Origin of the sequence: Deefgea piscis, assembly GCF_013284055.1 — a bacterium.
GTDB lineage: Bacteria > Pseudomonadota > Gammaproteobacteria > Burkholderiales > Chitinibacteraceae > Deefgea > Deefgea piscis.
In genome coordinates, this window is record NZ_CP054143.1 from 1,213,524 (window position 1) to 1,229,680 (window position 16,157).

Sequence of the window (16,157 nt, forward strand, 5' to 3'; positions counted from 1 at the left end):
TTCTACTCAAGCTGATGGCATCCCCGATTTTTCAGGTATCTAAATGCACTTTTTCAATTTCATCTACCGACTGCATGATTAAAATGACTTCAATACCCAGTAGTTTATTTAAAGCTTATGATATTCGGGGCCAGATTCATTTATTAACCCCTGATTTTGCGTATTGGGTGGGGCGAGCTTGCGGTGCTGTGGCTAGCGAGCAAGGCATTGTAAAAATAGCCCTCGGTTTTGATGGGCGTTTGTCCAGTCCAGCCCTCGCTATGGCGTTGGCAAAAGGATTGGTTGAGGCTGGCATTAGCGTATTAGATCTCGGCTTGTCCTGTACGCCGCTGTTGTATTATGCGGCCCGTCATCAAGCTGCAGGCTCGGGAATTATGATCACGGGTAGTCACAACCCGCCTGATTACAACGGCATTAAAATTATGCTGGCTGGGGTAACAATTGCAGGTGATGCGCTGCAAGCCTTGCGGCAAAGAATGATTGCGCAGCAATTACCACTTCAGGATGGTGGTTCAATCCAAATGCTCGATGTCGTTGCTGATTATGTGGTGGCGCTGGAACAGCAATTGCCGTTGGCAAAACCATTAAAAATAGTGATTGATTGTGGTAATGGTTCACCGGGTGCGTTGGCACCTACTTTGTATCGACAATTGTCGTGCGAAGTGATTGAGCTTTATTGTGAAGTGGATGGACGATTCCCCAATCATCACCCAGACCCTCAAGTCGCAGAAAATCTCCTAGAGTTACAAGCGACCGTACTGGCGGAACACGCCGATGTCGGTTTAGCGTTTGATGGGGATGGCGATCGTTTAGGTGTGGTGACGCGAACCGGAAAAATAATTCCCGGTGACCAATTACTGATGCTATTTGCCACTGCCGAGTTAGCCAAACAGGCTGGTCATGTTCTCTTTGATATCAAATCAAGCCGAGCGGTCGCCCAATGGGTTAGTCAGTTGGGAGGCTCCTCAGAAGCGATACCAACTGGGCATTCGCATATGAAACGCCGCTTGCGCGAAACGGGGGCTGTTGTTGCAGGTGAATTGTCTGGGCACTTTGCATTTGCAGCTTGGCAAGTTGATGATGCTTTGTATGCCGGTGCCAAGTTATTACAACAAATTGCCGCTGGTGTTGATTTAGATGCTGAGCTAGCACGGTTTCCAATTTCTGTGTCATCGCCAGAGCTGCAAGTTCCATTAACGGGCTCTGGCCATGCTTTGGTTGATGAAATTCGTCAGCGAGCTACTTTTCCCAGTGCCAATCAAGTGCTCTGTATTGATGGGTTACGCATTGAATATACCGATGGTTTTGGATTAATTCGCGCATCAAACACCACGCCAGTCTTAACGTTACGCATTGAAGCCGATAACATGCATGCCTTGCAGCGGATTCGGCAAGAACTTGCCAACGCGATTGCACCGCTCCCTTTTCCAGAAATTGAAGAATGATGATGAATGTGAAACTCCCCCCCCAACATCTAATCGCAGCCAATGTGGCGAATGCCTTAGCCGAAGACATCGGTGATTGCGACTGGACAGTCCAATTGATTCCCATCGAACAACAAGGTACTGCACGCATTGTGGTGCGAGAGTCGGCCATCATTTGTGGGCAAGCGTGGTTTAATGAAGTCTTTCATCAAGTCGATGCCAACATTCAAATTGAATGGAAAGTAGCAGAAGGGGAGTATATCGCTGCAGGTCAAATTATTTGTGAGCTACAAGGTAATACTCGTTCATTACTTACCGCAGAGCGTTCGGCACTTAATTTTTTGCAGACACTATCAGCTGTTGCAACAGAAACACATCGCTACGTTGAAGCAGTACAAGGCACCGTCGCTAAAGTTCACGACACCCGCAAAACCATTCCAGGGCTACGTCGTGCACAAAAATATGCCGTGACAGTGGGTGGCGGAGAAAATCAACGCATTGGTTTGTACGATGGCATCTTAATCAAAGAGAATCACATTTTAGCGGCAGGCAATATCGCGAATGCAATTGAGATGGCTCGCACCATTGCACCTGCGCACGTTAGTATTCAAATTGAAGTTGAAAATCTCGCTGAACTTGAGCAAGCAATTACTGCTGGTGCTGTATCTATTCTATTAGACAATATGAGTCTCGAAGAAATGAGCACGGCAGTAGAACTTGCAAAAGGGCGAGCAATATTAGAAGCCTCGGGTGGCGTCGATCTAACTCAAATCCGTGCGATTGCAGAAACCGGAGTTGATCGAATTTCGATAGGAAAACTCACCAAAGATATAAAAGCGATCGATTTATCAATGCGATTGACATAATTAAATTAAAACAGACGCTAAATTAGAAATAAATGAATTTAATGTCCATTCATTTTCAAAGATTATTGAAAATGAATACGAAACTAGATCTTTTTAAATTCAATGACTTAGTGACTTTGTGTGGTTTTCTTTGTAACTAGGTGTTGACGGACTTTAGGTGGGTGGGTATAGTTCGGCCTCTCTGCTGCTGACACAGCAAACGAAACAAGCGGTTTTCCAGCTGGTTTCGGTGTCTAAGCCACTGATCTTTAACAAAATACAGCCGATGAGTGTGAGTGCTTGGTTTGCCAGTCAAACAAGTGCTTACACTCAAGATTTAAAAGAAATCTTGGTTTTTAACCAAGTGTTTCTTTGAGTAATGAGTACTAAGCCAAGTATGTAAATTCAGCTAGATTAAACGAAAGAGTTTGATCCTGGCTCAGATTGAACGCTGGCGGCATGCTTTACACATGCAAGTCGAACGGTAACAGGGTGCTTGCACCGCTGACGAGTGGCGAACGGGTGAGTAATACATCGGAATGTACCCAGTAATGGGGGATAACGCTTCGAAAGGAGTGCTAATACCGCATACGCCCTGAGGGGGAAAGTGGGGGACCGCAAGGCCTCACGTTATTGGAGCAGCCGATGGCTGATTAGCTAGTTGGTAGGGTAAAGGCCTACCAAGGCAACGATCAGTAGCGGGTCTTAGAGGACGATCCGCCACACTGGAACTGAGACACGGTCCAGACTCCTACGGGAGGCAGCAGTGGGGAATCTTGGACAATGGGCGAAAGCCTGATCCAGCAATGCCGCGTGCGTGAAGAAGGCCTTCGGGTTGTAAAGCGCTTTTGTCGGGGAGGAAATCCTAGTGGTTAATAACTGCTGGGGATGACAGTACCCGAAGAATAAGGACCGGCTAACTACGTGCCAGCAGCCGCGGTAATACGTAGGGTCCAAGCGTTAATCGGAATTACTGGGCGTAAAGCGTCCGCAGGTGGCTTGATAAGATAGACGTGAAATCCCTGGGCTCAACCTAGGAATTGCGTTTATGACTGTCTCGCTAGAGTATGGGAGAGGGGGGTGGAATTCCACGTGTAGCAGTGAAATGCGTAGAGATGTGGAGGAACACCGATGGCGAAGGCAACCCCCTGGCCTAATACTGACACTCATGGACGAAAGCGTGGGGAGCAAACAGGATTAGATACCCTGGTAGTCCACGCCCTAAACGATGTCTACTAGTTGTTGGGCTTTTCGGAGCTTAGTAACGCAGCTAACGCGTGAAGTAGACCGCCTGGGGAGTACGGTCGCAAGACTAAAACTCAAAGGAATTGACGGGGGCCCGCACAAGCGGTGGATGATGTGGATTAATTCGATGCAACGCGAAAAACCTTACCTGGTCTTGACATGTACGGAATCCTTTAGAGATAGAGGAGTGCCTTCGGGAACCGTAACACAGGTGCTGCATGGCTGTCGTCAGCTCGTGTCGTGAGATGTTGGGTTAAGTCCCGCAACGAGCGCAACCCTTGCCATTAGTTGCTAACATTTAGTTGAGCACTTTAATGGGACTGCCGGTGACAAACCGGAGGAAGGTGGGGATGACGTCAAGTCCTCATGGCCCTTATGACCAGGGCTTCACACGTCATACAATGGTCGGTACAGAGGGTCGCCAACCCGCGAGGGGGAGCTAATCTCACAAAACCGATCGTAGTCCGGATTGCACTCTGCAACTCGAGTGCATGAAGTCGGAATCGCTAGTAATCGCGGATCAGCATGTCGCGGTGAATACGTTCCCGGGCCTTGTACACACCGCCCGTCACACCATGGGAGTGGGTTTTACCAGAAGTAGCTAGGATAACCTTCGGGAGTCCGGTTACCACGGTAGGATTCATGACTGGGGTGAAGTCGTAACAAGGTAGCCGTAGGGGAACCTGCGGCTGGATCACCTCCTTTCAAGAGAAAGATTGGTAGATTAAGTACTCACACTCATCGGCTGTAGATTTGAAAGAAACGATATGGGTCAGTAGCTCAGTTGGTTAGAGCACCGTGTTGATAACGCGGGGGTCATAGGTTCGATTCCTATCTGACCCACCAGTATCACGGGGGTTTAGCTCATCTGGTAGAGCACCTGCTTTGCAAGCAGGGGGTGAACGGTTCGAGTCCGTTAACCTCCACCATTATCTGCTGTAGAAAATAGAATTCTATGTATTGCACGTTGTTATGTGCAGTGTATTTTATTCTGGTTTCTAAAATTAGAATGATTAGTCATTTAATGATTAATTAAATATCGCTCTTTAACAAAATAGAAGAAGTAATTAATTCCAATAAACATTGTAATGGAATTAGATTTGAGAATAACTGCTTGCAGTTGTTGTTGAGTTTAGTTTCAAAGTAAAAATATTGGGTTGATTGTATCTGTTCAGTTGTGCTGGTCTCATGCCAGTGTAACTGAACCGCAAGTGAAATGAGAACTCACTTGCAAGTCGCAAATACGATTTCAGTAATCTGAGATACGTTTTACGTGTTTGAGGTTATAGGATCAAGCGAATAAGTGCATCTGGTGGATGCCTTGGCGATGATAGGCGACGAAGGACGTGATAGCCTGCGATAAGCGTGGGGGAGCTGGCAAAGTGCTTTGATCCCACGATTTCCGAATGGGGAAACCCGGCCCTTTTGGGTCATCCTAGACTGAATACATAGGTCTAGCGAAGCGAACCCGGTGAACTGAAACATCTAAGTAACCGGAGGAAAAGAAATCAACCGAGATTCCCAAAGTAGTGGCGAGCGAAATGGGAAGAGCCTGTACGTGATAGCAGTAGACTTAATAGAATGGAATGGAAAGTCCAACCATAGTGGGTGATAGTCCCGTATATGAAAAGTCAATTGTGGTACTAAGCGTACGAGAAGTAGGGCGGGACACGAGAAATCCTGTTTGAAGATGGGGGGACCATCCTCCAAGGCTAAATACTCATCATCGACCGATAGTGAACCAGTACCGTGAGGGAAAGGCGAAAAGAACCCCGGGAGGGGAGTGAAATAGAACCTGAAACCGGATGCATACAAACAGTGGGAGCCCTTGAAAAATGGGGTGACTGCGTACCTTTTGTATAATGGGTCAGCGACTTACGTTCAGTAGCGAGCTTAACCGAATAGGGGAGGCGTAGGGAAACCGAGTCCGAATAGGGCGCATAGTTGCTGGGCGTAGACCCGAAACCAAGTGATCTATCCATGGCCAGGATGAAGGTGCGGTAACACGCACTGGAGGTCCGAACCCACTAACGTTGCAAAGTTAGGGGATGAGCTGTGGATAGGGGTGAAAGGCTAAACAAACTTGGAAATAGCTGGTTCTCCTCGAAAACTATTTAGGTAGTGCCTCATGTATCACTGACGGGGGTAAAGCACTGTTATGGCTAGGGGGTCATCGCGACTTACCAAACCATGGCAAACTCTGAATACCGTCAAGTGCGAGCATGGGAGACAGACCTGGGGTGCTAACGTCCTGGGTCAAGAGGGAAACAACCCAGACCGCCGTCTAAGGTCCCAAATGATCAATTAAGTGGAAAACGAGGTGGGAAGGCACAGACAGCCAGGATGTTGGCTTAGAAGCAGCCATCATTTAAAGAAAGCGTAATAGCTCACTGGTCGAGTCGTCCTGCGCGGAAGATGTAACGGGGCTCAAATTGATAACCGAAGACGCGGATATGACCATTTATGGCATATGGTAGAGGAGCGTTCTGTAAGCCTGTGAAGGTGTCTTGAGAAGGATGCTGGAGGTATCAGAAGTGCGAATGCTGACATGAGTAGCGATAAAGGGAGTGAAAAGCTCCCTCACCGAAAACCCAAGGTTTCCTGCGCAACGTTCATCGGCGCAGGGTGAGTCGGCCCCTAAGGCGAGGCAGAAATGCGTAGTCGATGGGAAACAGGTTAATATTCCTGTACTTGATATAAGTGCGATGTGGGGACGGAGAAGGTTAGGTTAGCCAACTGTTGGAATAGTTGGTTTAAGTGTGTAGGCGGGTGTCTTAGGCAAATCCGGGACGCTGTTAACGCTGAGGCATGATGACGATTCACTTAGGTGATGAAGTAACTGATACCCTGCTTCCAAGAAAAGCCACTAAGCTTCAGCTTATATTGAACCGTACCGCAAACCGACACAGGTGGGTAGGAAGAGTATTCTAAGGTGCTTGAGAGAACTCGGGAGAAGGAACTCGGCAAATTAACACCGTAACTTCGGGAGAAGGTGTGCCTTATAGGTGAAGAACCTTGCGTTTGGAGCTATATAAGGCCGCAGAGAAATGGGGGCTGCGACTGTTTATCAAAAACACAGCACTCTGCCAACACGAAAGTGGATGTATAGGGTGTGACGCCTGCCCGGTGCTGGAAGGTTAATTGATGGGGTGCAAGCTCTTGATCGAAGCCCCAGTAAACGGCGGCCGTAACTATAACGGTCCTAAGGTAGCGAAATTCCTTGTCGGGTAAGTTCCGACCCGCACGAATGGCGTAACGATGGCCCTACTGTCTCCTCCCGAGACTCAGCGAAGTTGAAGTGTTTGTGAAGATGCAATCTCCCCGCTGCTAGACGGAAAGACCCCGTGAACCTTTACTGTAGCTTTGCATTGGACTTTGAAGTGGTTTGTGTAGGATAGGTGGGAGGCTTTGAAGCAGAGACGCTAGTTTCTGTGGAGCCGTCCTTGAAATACCACCCTGACCCCTTTGAGGTTCTAACCTTGGTCCGTTATCCGGATCGGGGACCGTGCATGGTAGGCAGTTTGACTGGGGCGGTCTCCTCCCAAATTGTAACGGAGGAGCTCGAAGGTCGCCTAGGTACGGTCGGACATCGTACTGATAGTGTAATGGCAAAAGGCGGCTTAACTGCGAGACCGACAAGTCGAGCAGGTGCGAAAGCAGGACATAGTGATCCGGTGGTTCTGTATGGAAGGGCCATCGCTCAACGGATAAAAGGTACTCCGGGGATAACAGGCTGATTCCGCCCAAGAGTTCACATCGACGGCGGAGTTTGGCACCTCGATGTCGGCTCATCACATCCTGGGGCTGTAGCCGGTCCCAAGGGTATGGCTGTTCGCCATTTAAAGTGGTACGTGAGCTGGGTTCAAAACGTCGTGAGACAGTTTGGTCCCTATCTGCAGTGGGCGTTGGAAATTTGAGAGGGGCTGCTCCTAGTACGAGAGGACCGGAGTGGACTGACCTCTGGTGTACCGGTTGTCACGCCAGTGGCATTGCCGGGTAGCTAAGTCGGGAAGAGATAAGCGCTGAAAGCATCTAAGCGCGAAACTTGCCTCAAGATGAGATTTCCCTAGGGTTTTAAATCCTCTAAAGAGTCGTTCGAGACCAGGACGTTGATAGGTTGGGTGTGGAAGCGCAGTAATGCGTTAAGCTAACCAATACTAATTGCTCGTGAGGCTTGATCCTATAACCTGAAGCGCGTAGTGCGACGATGGATATAATTGACCCAAAGTAGGACGGTGTGAAAGCGCTGAACTACAAAAAATACTTAAATGGTGTTGATTGGTGTGTAGTATAATTACTTCTTCTATTGATTTTACGAGTTAGCGTTGTAGGTTGCGGTCTGAAAAGATAGCGGCTGAATGCGATAACTCTCGTGTAGCTCGAAAGAGTTGCACCAGACAGTTTAATGTCTGGCGACCATAGCGAGGTGGTCCCACTCCTTCCCATCCCGAACAGGACAGTGAAACACCTCAGCGCCGATGATAGTGCGGATTGCCCGTGTGAAAGTAGGTCATTGCCAGACTTCCCTATAGAGAAGCCCGATTCGAAAGAGTCGGGCTTTTTGCTGCGCGTCGTTTCTGGGTTTGATCTTTGGCCTATTCTTCGATGGCGTACAGGCGCGCAATACGTTGCAAGGCTTCTGCGCCACCGGATGCCCGCCCGCAGCATGCAGTTCAAAGAATTTACGTCGAGCGTGTGCCCAGCAGCCGATTTCTCGCACGCCATTGGCGAACAAAGCTTTGTAGCCACTGTAATCATCAACCATTAGCGTGCCGCGCCAATGCTGCAAATAATGGGCGGCGTGTTGCCCACTACGGCTGATTTGATAGTCAAACACCACCATCGGTGGGCTGCCGCTCAAATCATTGCTGCGATACGCCCATAAATACGCGCGTTTGGTTTTACCTTTGCCCGGATCCAGCTGCTGCACCGGCGTTTCATCGGCATGCAGGCTGGTTTGCTGGCGCAGTTTCTCGCTCAGTCGATCCGCTAGCGGTTGCAGCGCTACGCCAATTCGGCCGATCCATTCACTCAAGGTGCTGCGCGCCAGAATAACTTGTTGGCGCGCAGCAATAAGCCAGGCGTCGCCATCCCGCCATCAATGACGGCAGCGGGAACCGGTGCTGCGATAATGGTTTCGCACTGCCGGCAGGCATATTGCGGGCGAATATGGCGCACCACAAAGAAACGTACCGGTTCGATGTCTAGCTGTTCGCTAACGTCTTCACCAATCTTGACGGGCTTCGATTGGCATTGCCCACAGGTGCATTGATCAGGTTCGTGCCGAACCTCGACGCGTTCCAGATGTTCGGGGAGTGGCTGACGACCCACACGTGACCGTGGTTTGAGACGGGAAACGTGCGAATCTTCGCTGACTAGCGCTTCATCTAGCTCTGCGGCAATCACCGCCAAATCCTGTTCGGCATCGTCTTCAAACAATTGTTTTTGCTCGATCGTGAGCGCTTCGCTTTTAACGCCGAATTTGATGCGCTTTAAATGCGCCAGCTCCAGAATAAGCTTCTGGTTCTTCAATTCTAGTGTTTGAATTTCAGCCTGCAGTTGCGCGACCAATGCCTGAGCTTCCACCCGAGAGGCGGATTGGTAGCAACCGTAGGAAGGCATGCCACGAGTGTCATGACGCTATTTTACTGGGGTTGAGCGATAGCACAGCTAGACTTGCCAATGACTCGGTGGCGTAGCGCACAGTCGTTGCCAATCAACACTATTAATCAGCCAGAGCCATTGCGCCTTTGGCATCGTAAAGGTCGTTTCACCCAACGTCGGCTAATGGCGCCCTGTGTGTAAGCGGCGTTGGCACAACCAAACGCCATTGCCATCCCAGATCAATAGCTTCAGGCGCGAATAACTTCGATTAGTAAATCCATAGGCGGTACCATCGCAAGGAGAACTGCCAAGGGTTTGCTGCACGAGTAAGGAGAGTCGTTCGATGCTCCAGTGCATATCAACGGGTGTGACCAACAAAAAGATTTGTTCAGGCTGAATCAGAGCGAGACAGGCTTGCGCCTGATCGGCTGGCCATTTAATGCTTAAATCGCGTTGACCTTGACGATAGTGCAAACGAATTGGTGCGGAGCTTGGCGCAGGCTGATCTGCGATTTGAATGGGCATAAAGGATAATGCAGGCGAAGTAGGTGATGCGTTAAGGGAGGTTGTTAACATCGAAGGCTTTGGGACTGCACTGCGGCGTGCATCGGCCGCGACAGAGACACCTGGTTGCTGACACGCAGCAAGTACGGCGTCCTTGAACTGAATGCTGTGTTTGCGACGACCCTGTGAGTCGTCGCTTGAAGAGGGGTAAAGCGTCCATGTGTCCACCTAAGTTTATCGTGGACACGATCATCTCAAGGAGTGATGAGACTCTTCAACGTGGGGCCATTGGAGGCTTTATTGTCGGTGAGCAAAGTTCGCAAAACATTTACCCCTGAATTCAAAATAGAAGCCGCTAATTTGGTTCTCCAGCATGGTTATTCAATCACTCAGACTTGTCAGCCGTTGAGGATTGTTCTTTAACCATTCGCAGCCCCATCGAGCGTCGTCTAGATGGCTTCACCACTTTTTTCGAGCGATTCGCGAACGATTTCTGCGTTCAGTCGTTCCTCGGCAAGCATTTTTTTGAGGTGGCGGTTTTTATCTTCGAGTTCTTTGAGGCTTGCCGCGTCCATGCGGCCAAATTTCGCATGCGATTTGTAAAAGGTTGCTGAACTAAAGCGATGCTCGCGGCACAGCTTTGCCACTGGGGGCAGCCGCCTTTGGATTACTTAAGAAAAACGATAATTTCTCTTAGATTTAAAGGAAAAACGGCGAAATAAGCATTTGGCGCTATGTATATCCGTAATCAAGGCTTGGCATCGCTCTGTTTTTTTACGCGGCAGCAGAATTAATGTTGAAATTAGATCGTATGTAATTCAACAACTTAGCACCTTTGTGTGGTTTTCTTTGCAACTAGGTGTTGACGGACTTTAGGTGGGTGGGTATAGTTCGGCCTCTCTGCTGCTGACACAGCAAACGAAACAAGCGGTTTTCCAGCTGGTTTCGGTGTCTAAGCCACTGATCTTTAACAAAATACAGCCGATGAGTGTGAGTGCTTGGTTTGCCAGTCAAACAAGTGCTTACACTCAAGATTTAAAAGAAATCTTGGTTTTTAACCAAGTGTTTCTTTGAGTAATGAGTACTAAGCCAAGTATGTAAATTCAGCTAGATTAAACGAAAGAGTTTGATCCTGGCTCAGATTGAACGCTGGCGGCATGCTTTACACATGCAAGTCGAACGGTAACAGGGTGCTTGCACCGCTGACGAGTGGCGAACGGGTGAGTAATACATCGGAATGTACCCAGTAATGGGGGATAACGCTTCGAAAGGAGTGCTAATACCGCATACGCCCTGAGGGGGAAAGTGGGGGACCGCAAGGCCTCACGTTATTGGAGCAGCCGATGGCTGATTAGCTAGTTGGTAGGGTAAAGGCCTACCAAGGCAACGATCAGTAGCGGGTCTTAGAGGACGATCCGCCACACTGGAACTGAGACACGGTCCAGACTCCTACGGGAGGCAGCAGTGGGGAATCTTGGACAATGGGCGAAAGCCTGATCCAGCAATGCCGCGTGCGTGAAGAAGGCCTTCGGGTTGTAAAGCGCTTTTGTCGGGGAGGAAATCCTAGTGGTTAATAACTGCTGGGGATGACAGTACCCGAAGAATAAGGACCGGCTAACTACGTGCCAGCAGCCGCGGTAATACGTAGGGTCCAAGCGTTAATCGGAATTACTGGGCGTAAAGCGTCCGCAGGTGGCTTGATAAGATAGACGTGAAATCCCTGGGCTCAACCTAGGAATTGCGTTTATGACTGTCTCGCTAGAGTATGGGAGAGGGGGGTGGAATTCCACGTGTAGCAGTGAAATGCGTAGAGATGTGGAGGAACACCGATGGCGAAGGCAACCCCCTGGCCTAATACTGACACTCATGGACGAAAGCGTGGGGAGCAAACAGGATTAGATACCCTGGTAGTCCACGCCCTAAACGATGTCTACTAGTTGTTGGGCTTTTCGGAGCTTAGTAACGCAGCTAACGCGTGAAGTAGACCGCCTGGGGAGTACGGTCGCAAGACTAAAACTCAAAGGAATTGACGGGGGCCCGCACAAGCGGTGGATGATGTGGATTAATTCGATGCAACGCGAAAAACCTTACCTGGTCTTGACATGTACGGAATCCTTTAGAGATAGAGGAGTGCCTTCGGGAACCGTAACACAGGTGCTGCATGGCTGTCGTCAGCTCGTGTCGTGAGATGTTGGGTTAAGTCCCGCAACGAGCGCAACCCTTGCCATTAGTTGCTAACATTTAGTTGAGCACTTTAATGGGACTGCCGGTGACAAACCGGAGGAAGGTGGGGATGACGTCAAGTCCTCATGGCCCTTATGACCAGGGCTTCACACGTCATACAATGGTCGGTACAGAGGGTCGCCAACCCGCGAGGGGGAGCTAATCTCACAAAACCGATCGTAGTCCGGATTGCACTCTGCAACTCGAGTGCATGAAGTCGGAATCGCTAGTAATCGCGGATCAGCATGTCGCGGTGAATACGTTCCCGGGCCTTGTACACACCGCCCGTCACACCATGGGAGTGGGTTTTACCAGAAGTAGCTAGGATAACCTTCGGGAGTCCGGTTACCACGGTAGGATTCATGACTGGGGTGAAGTCGTAACAAGGTAGCCGTAGGGGAACCTGCGGCTGGATCACCTCCTTTCAAGAGAAAGATTGGTAGATTAAGTACTCACACTCATCGGCTGTAGATTTGAAAGAAACGATATGGGTCAGTAGCTCAGTTGGTTAGAGCACCGTGTTGATAACGCGGGGGTCATAGGTTCGATTCCTATCTGACCCACCAGTATCACGGGGGTTTAGCTCATCTGGTAGAGCACCTGCTTTGCAAGCAGGGGGTGAACGGTTCGAGTCCGTTAACCTCCACCATTATCTGCTGTAGAAAATAGAATTCTATGTATTGCACGTTGTTATGTGCAGTGTATTTTATTCTGGTTTCTAAAATTAGAATGATTAGTCATTTAATGATTAATTAAATATCGCTCTTTAACAAAATAGAAGAAGTAATTAATTCCAATAAACATTGTAATGGAATTAGATTTGAGAATAACTGCTTGCAGTTGTTGTTGAGTTTAGTTTCAAAGTAAAAATATTGGGTTGATTGTATCTGTTCAGTTGTGCTGGTCTCATGCCAGTGTAACTGAACCGCAAGTGAAATGAGAACTCACTTGCAAGTCGCAAATACGATTTCAGTAATCTGAGATACGTTTTACGTGTTTGAGGTTATAGGATCAAGCGAATAAGTGCATCTGGTGGATGCCTTGGCGATGATAGGCGACGAAGGACGTGATAGCCTGCGATAAGCGTGGGGGAGCTGGCAAAGTGCTTTGATCCCACGATTTCCGAATGGGGAAACCCGGCCCTTTTGGGTCATCCTAGACTGAATACATAGGTCTAGCGAAGCGAACCCGGTGAACTGAAACATCTAAGTAACCGGAGGAAAAGAAATCAACCGAGATTCCCAAAGTAGTGGCGAGCGAAATGGGAAGAGCCTGTACGTGATAGCAGTAGACTTAATAGAATGGAATGGAAAGTCCAACCATAGTGGGTGATAGTCCCGTATATGAAAAGTCAATTGTGGTACTAAGCGTACGAGAAGTAGGGCGGGACACGAGAAATCCTGTTTGAAGATGGGGGGACCATCCTCCAAGGCTAAATACTCATCATCGACCGATAGTGAACCAGTACCGTGAGGGAAAGGCGAAAAGAACCCCGGGAGGGGAGTGAAATAGAACCTGAAACCGGATGCATACAAACAGTGGGAGCCCTTGAAAAATGGGGTGACTGCGTACCTTTTGTATAATGGGTCAGCGACTTACGTTCAGTAGCGAGCTTAACCGAATAGGGGAGGCGTAGGGAAACCGAGTCCGAATAGGGCGCATAGTTGCTGGGCGTAGACCCGAAACCAAGTGATCTATCCATGGCCAGGATGAAGGTGCGGTAACACGCACTGGAGGTCCGAACCCACTAACGTTGCAAAGTTAGGGGATGAGCTGTGGATAGGGGTGAAAGGCTAAACAAACTTGGAAATAGCTGGTTCTCCTCGAAAACTATTTAGGTAGTGCCTCATGTATCACTGACGGGGGTAAAGCACTGTTATGGCTAGGGGGTCATCGCGACTTACCAAACCATGGCAAACTCTGAATACCGTCAAGTGCGAGCATGGGAGACAGACCTGGGGTGCTAACGTCCTGGGTCAAGAGGGAAACAACCCAGACCGCCGTCTAAGGTCCCAAATGATCAATTAAGTGGAAAACGAGGTGGGAAGGCACAGACAGCCAGGATGTTGGCTTAGAAGCAGCCATCATTTAAAGAAAGCGTAATAGCTCACTGGTCGAGTCGTCCTGCGCGGAAGATGTAACGGGGCTCAAATTGATAACCGAAGACGCGGATATGACCATTTATGGCATATGGTAGAGGAGCGTTCTGTAAGCCTGTGAAGGTGTCTTGAGAAGGATGCTGGAGGTATCAGAAGTGCGAATGCTGACATGAGTAGCGATAAAGGGAGTGAAAAGCTCCCTCACCGAAAACCCAAGGTTTCCTGCGCAACGTTCATCGGCGCAGGGTGAGTCGGCCCCTAAGGCGAGGCAGAAATGCGTAGTCGATGGGAAACAGGTTAATATTCCTGTACTTGATATAAGTGCGATGTGGGGACGGAGAAGGTTAGGTTAGCCAACTGTTGGAATAGTTGGTTTAAGTGTGTAGGCGGGTGTCTTAGGCAAATCCGGGACGCTGTTAACGCTGAGGCATGATGACGATTCACTTAGGTGATGAAGTAACTGATACCCTGCTTCCAAGAAAAGCCACTAAGCTTCAGCTTATATTGAACCGTACCGCAAACCGACACAGGTGGGTAGGAAGAGTATTCTAAGGTGCTTGAGAGAACTCGGGAGAAGGAACTCGGCAAATTAACACCGTAACTTCGGGAGAAGGTGTGCCTTATAGGTGAAGAACCTTGCGTTTGGAGCTATATAAGGCCGCAGAGAAATGGGGGCTGCGACTGTTTATCAAAAACACAGCACTCTGCCAACACGAAAGTGGATGTATAGGGTGTGACGCCTGCCCGGTGCTGGAAGGTTAATTGATGGGGTGCAAGCTCTTGATCGAAGCCCCAGTAAACGGCGGCCGTAACTATAACGGTCCTAAGGTAGCGAAATTCCTTGTCGGGTAAGTTCCGACCCGCACGAATGGCGTAACGATGGCCCTACTGTCTCCTCCCGAGACTCAGCGAAGTTGAAGTGTTTGTGAAGATGCAATCTCCCCGCTGCTAGACGGAAAGACCCCGTGAACCTTTACTGTAGCTTTGCATTGGACTTTGAAGTGGTTTGTGTAGGATAGGTGGGAGGCTTTGAAGCAGAGACGCTAGTTTCTGTGGAGCCGTCCTTGAAATACCACCCTGACCCCTTTGAGGTTCTAACCTTGGTCCGTTATCCGGATCGGGGACCGTGCATGGTAGGCAGTTTGACTGGGGCGGTCTCCTCCCAAATTGTAACGGAGGAGCTCGAAGGTCGCCTAGGTACGGTCGGACATCGTACTGATAGTGTAATGGCAAAAGGCGGCTTAACTGCGAGACCGACAAGTCGAGCAGGTGCGAAAGCAGGACATAGTGATCCGGTGGTTCTGTATGGAAGGGCCATCGCTCAACGGATAAAAGGTACTCCGGGGATAACAGGCTGATTCCGCCCAAGAGTTCACATCGACGGCGGAGTTTGGCACCTCGATGTCGGCTCATCACATCCTGGGGCTGTAGCCGGTCCCAAGGGTATGGCTGTTCGCCATTTAAAGTGGTACGTGAGCTGGGTTCAAAACGTCGTGAGACAGTTTGGTCCCTATCTGCAGTGGGCGTTGGAAATTTGAGAGGGGCTGCTCCTAGTACGAGAGGACCGGAGTGGACTGACCTCTGGTGTACCGGTTGTCACGCCAGTGGCATTGCCGGGTAGCTAAGTCGGGAAGAGATAAGCGCTGAAAGCATCTAAGCGCGAAACTTGCCTCAAGATGAGATTTCCCTAGGGTTTTAAATCCTCTAAAGAGTCGTTCGAGACCAGGACGTTGATAGGTTGGGTGTGGAAGCGCAGTAATGCGTTAAGCTAACCAATACTAATTGCTCGTGAGGCTTGATCCTATAACCTGAAGCGCGTAGTGCGACGATGGATATAATTGACCCAAAGTAGGACGGTGTGAAAGCGCTGAACTACAAAAAATACTTAAATGGTGTTGATTGGTGTGTAGTATAATTACTTCTTCTATTGATTTTACGAGTTAGCGTTGTAGGTTGCGGTCTGAAAAGATAGCGGCTGAATGCGATAACTCTCGTGTAGCTCGAAAGAGTTGCACCAGACAGTTTAATGTCTGGCGACCATAGCGAGGTGGTCCCACTCCTTCCCATCCCGAACAGGACAGTGAAACACCTCAGCGCCGATGATAGTGCGGATTGCCCGTGTGAAAGTAGGTCATTGCCAGACTTCCCTATAGAGAAGCCCGATTCGAAAGAGTCGGGCTTTTTGCTGCGCGTCGTTTCTGGGTTTGAGACGT

3 protein-coding genes, 4 tRNA genes, 6 rRNA genes and 2 pseudogenes are annotated in these 16,157 nt (G+C 49.3%); 12 read left to right on the forward strand and 3 right to left on the reverse strand.

The features are described 5' to 3' along the window. Positions 1-83: 83 nt before the first annotated feature. The 7 genes from HQN60_RS05890 (at position 84) to rrf (HQN60_RS05920) (ending at position 8,036) form a co-directional block, all read left to right on the forward strand. Positions 84-1,445: a phosphomannomutase/phosphoglucomutase gene (locus HQN60_RS05890; RefSeq protein WP_173532786.1), complete on the forward strand. Its 1,362-nt coding sequence runs from the start codon at positions 84-86 to the stop codon at positions 1,443-1,445. 2 nt (positions 1,446-1,447) lie between these two features. After that, entirely contained in the window at positions 1,448-2,290 is an 843-nt protein-coding gene (gene nadC / locus HQN60_RS05895; RefSeq protein ID WP_173534620.1) for a carboxylating nicotinate-nucleotide diphosphorylase, read from the forward strand. Positions 2,291-2,685: 395 nt separating this feature from the next. Continuing rightward, a 16S ribosomal RNA gene (locus tag HQN60_RS05900) occupies positions 2,686-4,219 on the forward strand. A gap of 64 nt (positions 4,220-4,283) precedes the next feature. Next, positions 4,284-4,360, forward strand: a tRNA-Ile gene (locus HQN60_RS05905). Between the two features lie 7 nt (positions 4,361-4,367). After that, positions 4,368-4,443, forward strand: a tRNA-Ala gene (locus HQN60_RS05910). 360 nt (positions 4,444-4,803) lie between these two features. Next, positions 4,804-7,696, forward strand: a 23S ribosomal RNA gene (locus tag HQN60_RS05915). Positions 7,697-7,922: 226 nt separating this feature from the next. Then, positions 7,923-8,036: ribosomal RNA gene (rrf, locus tag HQN60_RS05920) — 5S ribosomal RNA — on the forward strand. The 16S, 23S and 5S rRNA genes sit together here with 2 tRNA genes alongside, the layout of an rRNA operon. A gap of 76 nt (positions 8,037-8,112) precedes the next feature. Here rrf (HQN60_RS05920) and HQN60_RS16140 read toward each other — a convergent pair. The 3 genes and pseudogenes from HQN60_RS16140 to HQN60_RS05940 all read right to left on the reverse strand — a co-directional run. Further along, positions 8,113-9,136, reverse strand: a pseudogene (locus HQN60_RS16140) (IS66 family transposase); the annotation flags it as partial. A gap of 162 nt (positions 9,137-9,298) precedes the next feature. Next, positions 9,299-9,643 carry an IS66 family insertion sequence element accessory protein TnpB gene (gene tnpB / locus HQN60_RS05935; RefSeq protein WP_217390261.1) on the reverse strand — a complete coding sequence of 115 codons (345 nt, stop codon included), beginning with the start codon at positions 9,641-9,643 and terminating at the stop codon, positions 9,299-9,301. A 400-nt stretch (positions 9,644-10,043) separates the two neighbouring features. Then, a pseudogene (locus HQN60_RS05940) lies at positions 10,044-10,272 on the reverse strand (transposase); the annotation flags it as partial. A 464-nt stretch (positions 10,273-10,736) separates the two neighbouring features. On the opposite strand from HQN60_RS05940, the gene HQN60_RS05945 reads away from it, so the two are divergent. The 5 genes from HQN60_RS05945 to rrf (HQN60_RS05965) all read left to right on the forward strand — a co-directional run bounded on the left by HQN60_RS05945 (position 10,737) and on the right by rrf (HQN60_RS05965) (position 16,087). Next, positions 10,737-12,270: ribosomal RNA gene (locus HQN60_RS05945) — 16S ribosomal RNA — on the forward strand. A gap of 64 nt (positions 12,271-12,334) precedes the next feature. Beyond that, positions 12,335-12,411 (forward strand) — tRNA-Ile (locus HQN60_RS05950). A gap of 7 nt (positions 12,412-12,418) precedes the next feature. Further along, positions 12,419-12,494, forward strand: a tRNA-Ala gene (locus HQN60_RS05955). Between the two features lie 360 nt (positions 12,495-12,854). Then, positions 12,855-15,747 (forward strand): 23S ribosomal RNA (locus HQN60_RS05960). Between the two features lie 226 nt (positions 15,748-15,973). After that, positions 15,974-16,087 (forward strand): 5S ribosomal RNA (rrf, locus tag HQN60_RS05965). The last annotated feature ends 70 nt before the right edge of the window (positions 16,088-16,157 follow it).

Coding starts and splice junctions, on each gene's coding strand:
- HQN60_RS05890 (WP_173532786.1), top strand. CDS start 84: ATGACTTCAATACCCAGTAGTTTATTTAAAGCTTATGATATTCGGGGC.
- nadC (WP_173534620.1), top strand. CDS start 1,448: ATGAATGTGAAACTCCCCCCCCAACATCTAATCGCAGCCAATGTGGCG.
- tnpB (WP_217390261.1), bottom strand. CDS start 9,643: ATGCCCATTCAAATCGCAGATCAGCCTGCGCCAAGCTCCGCACCAATT.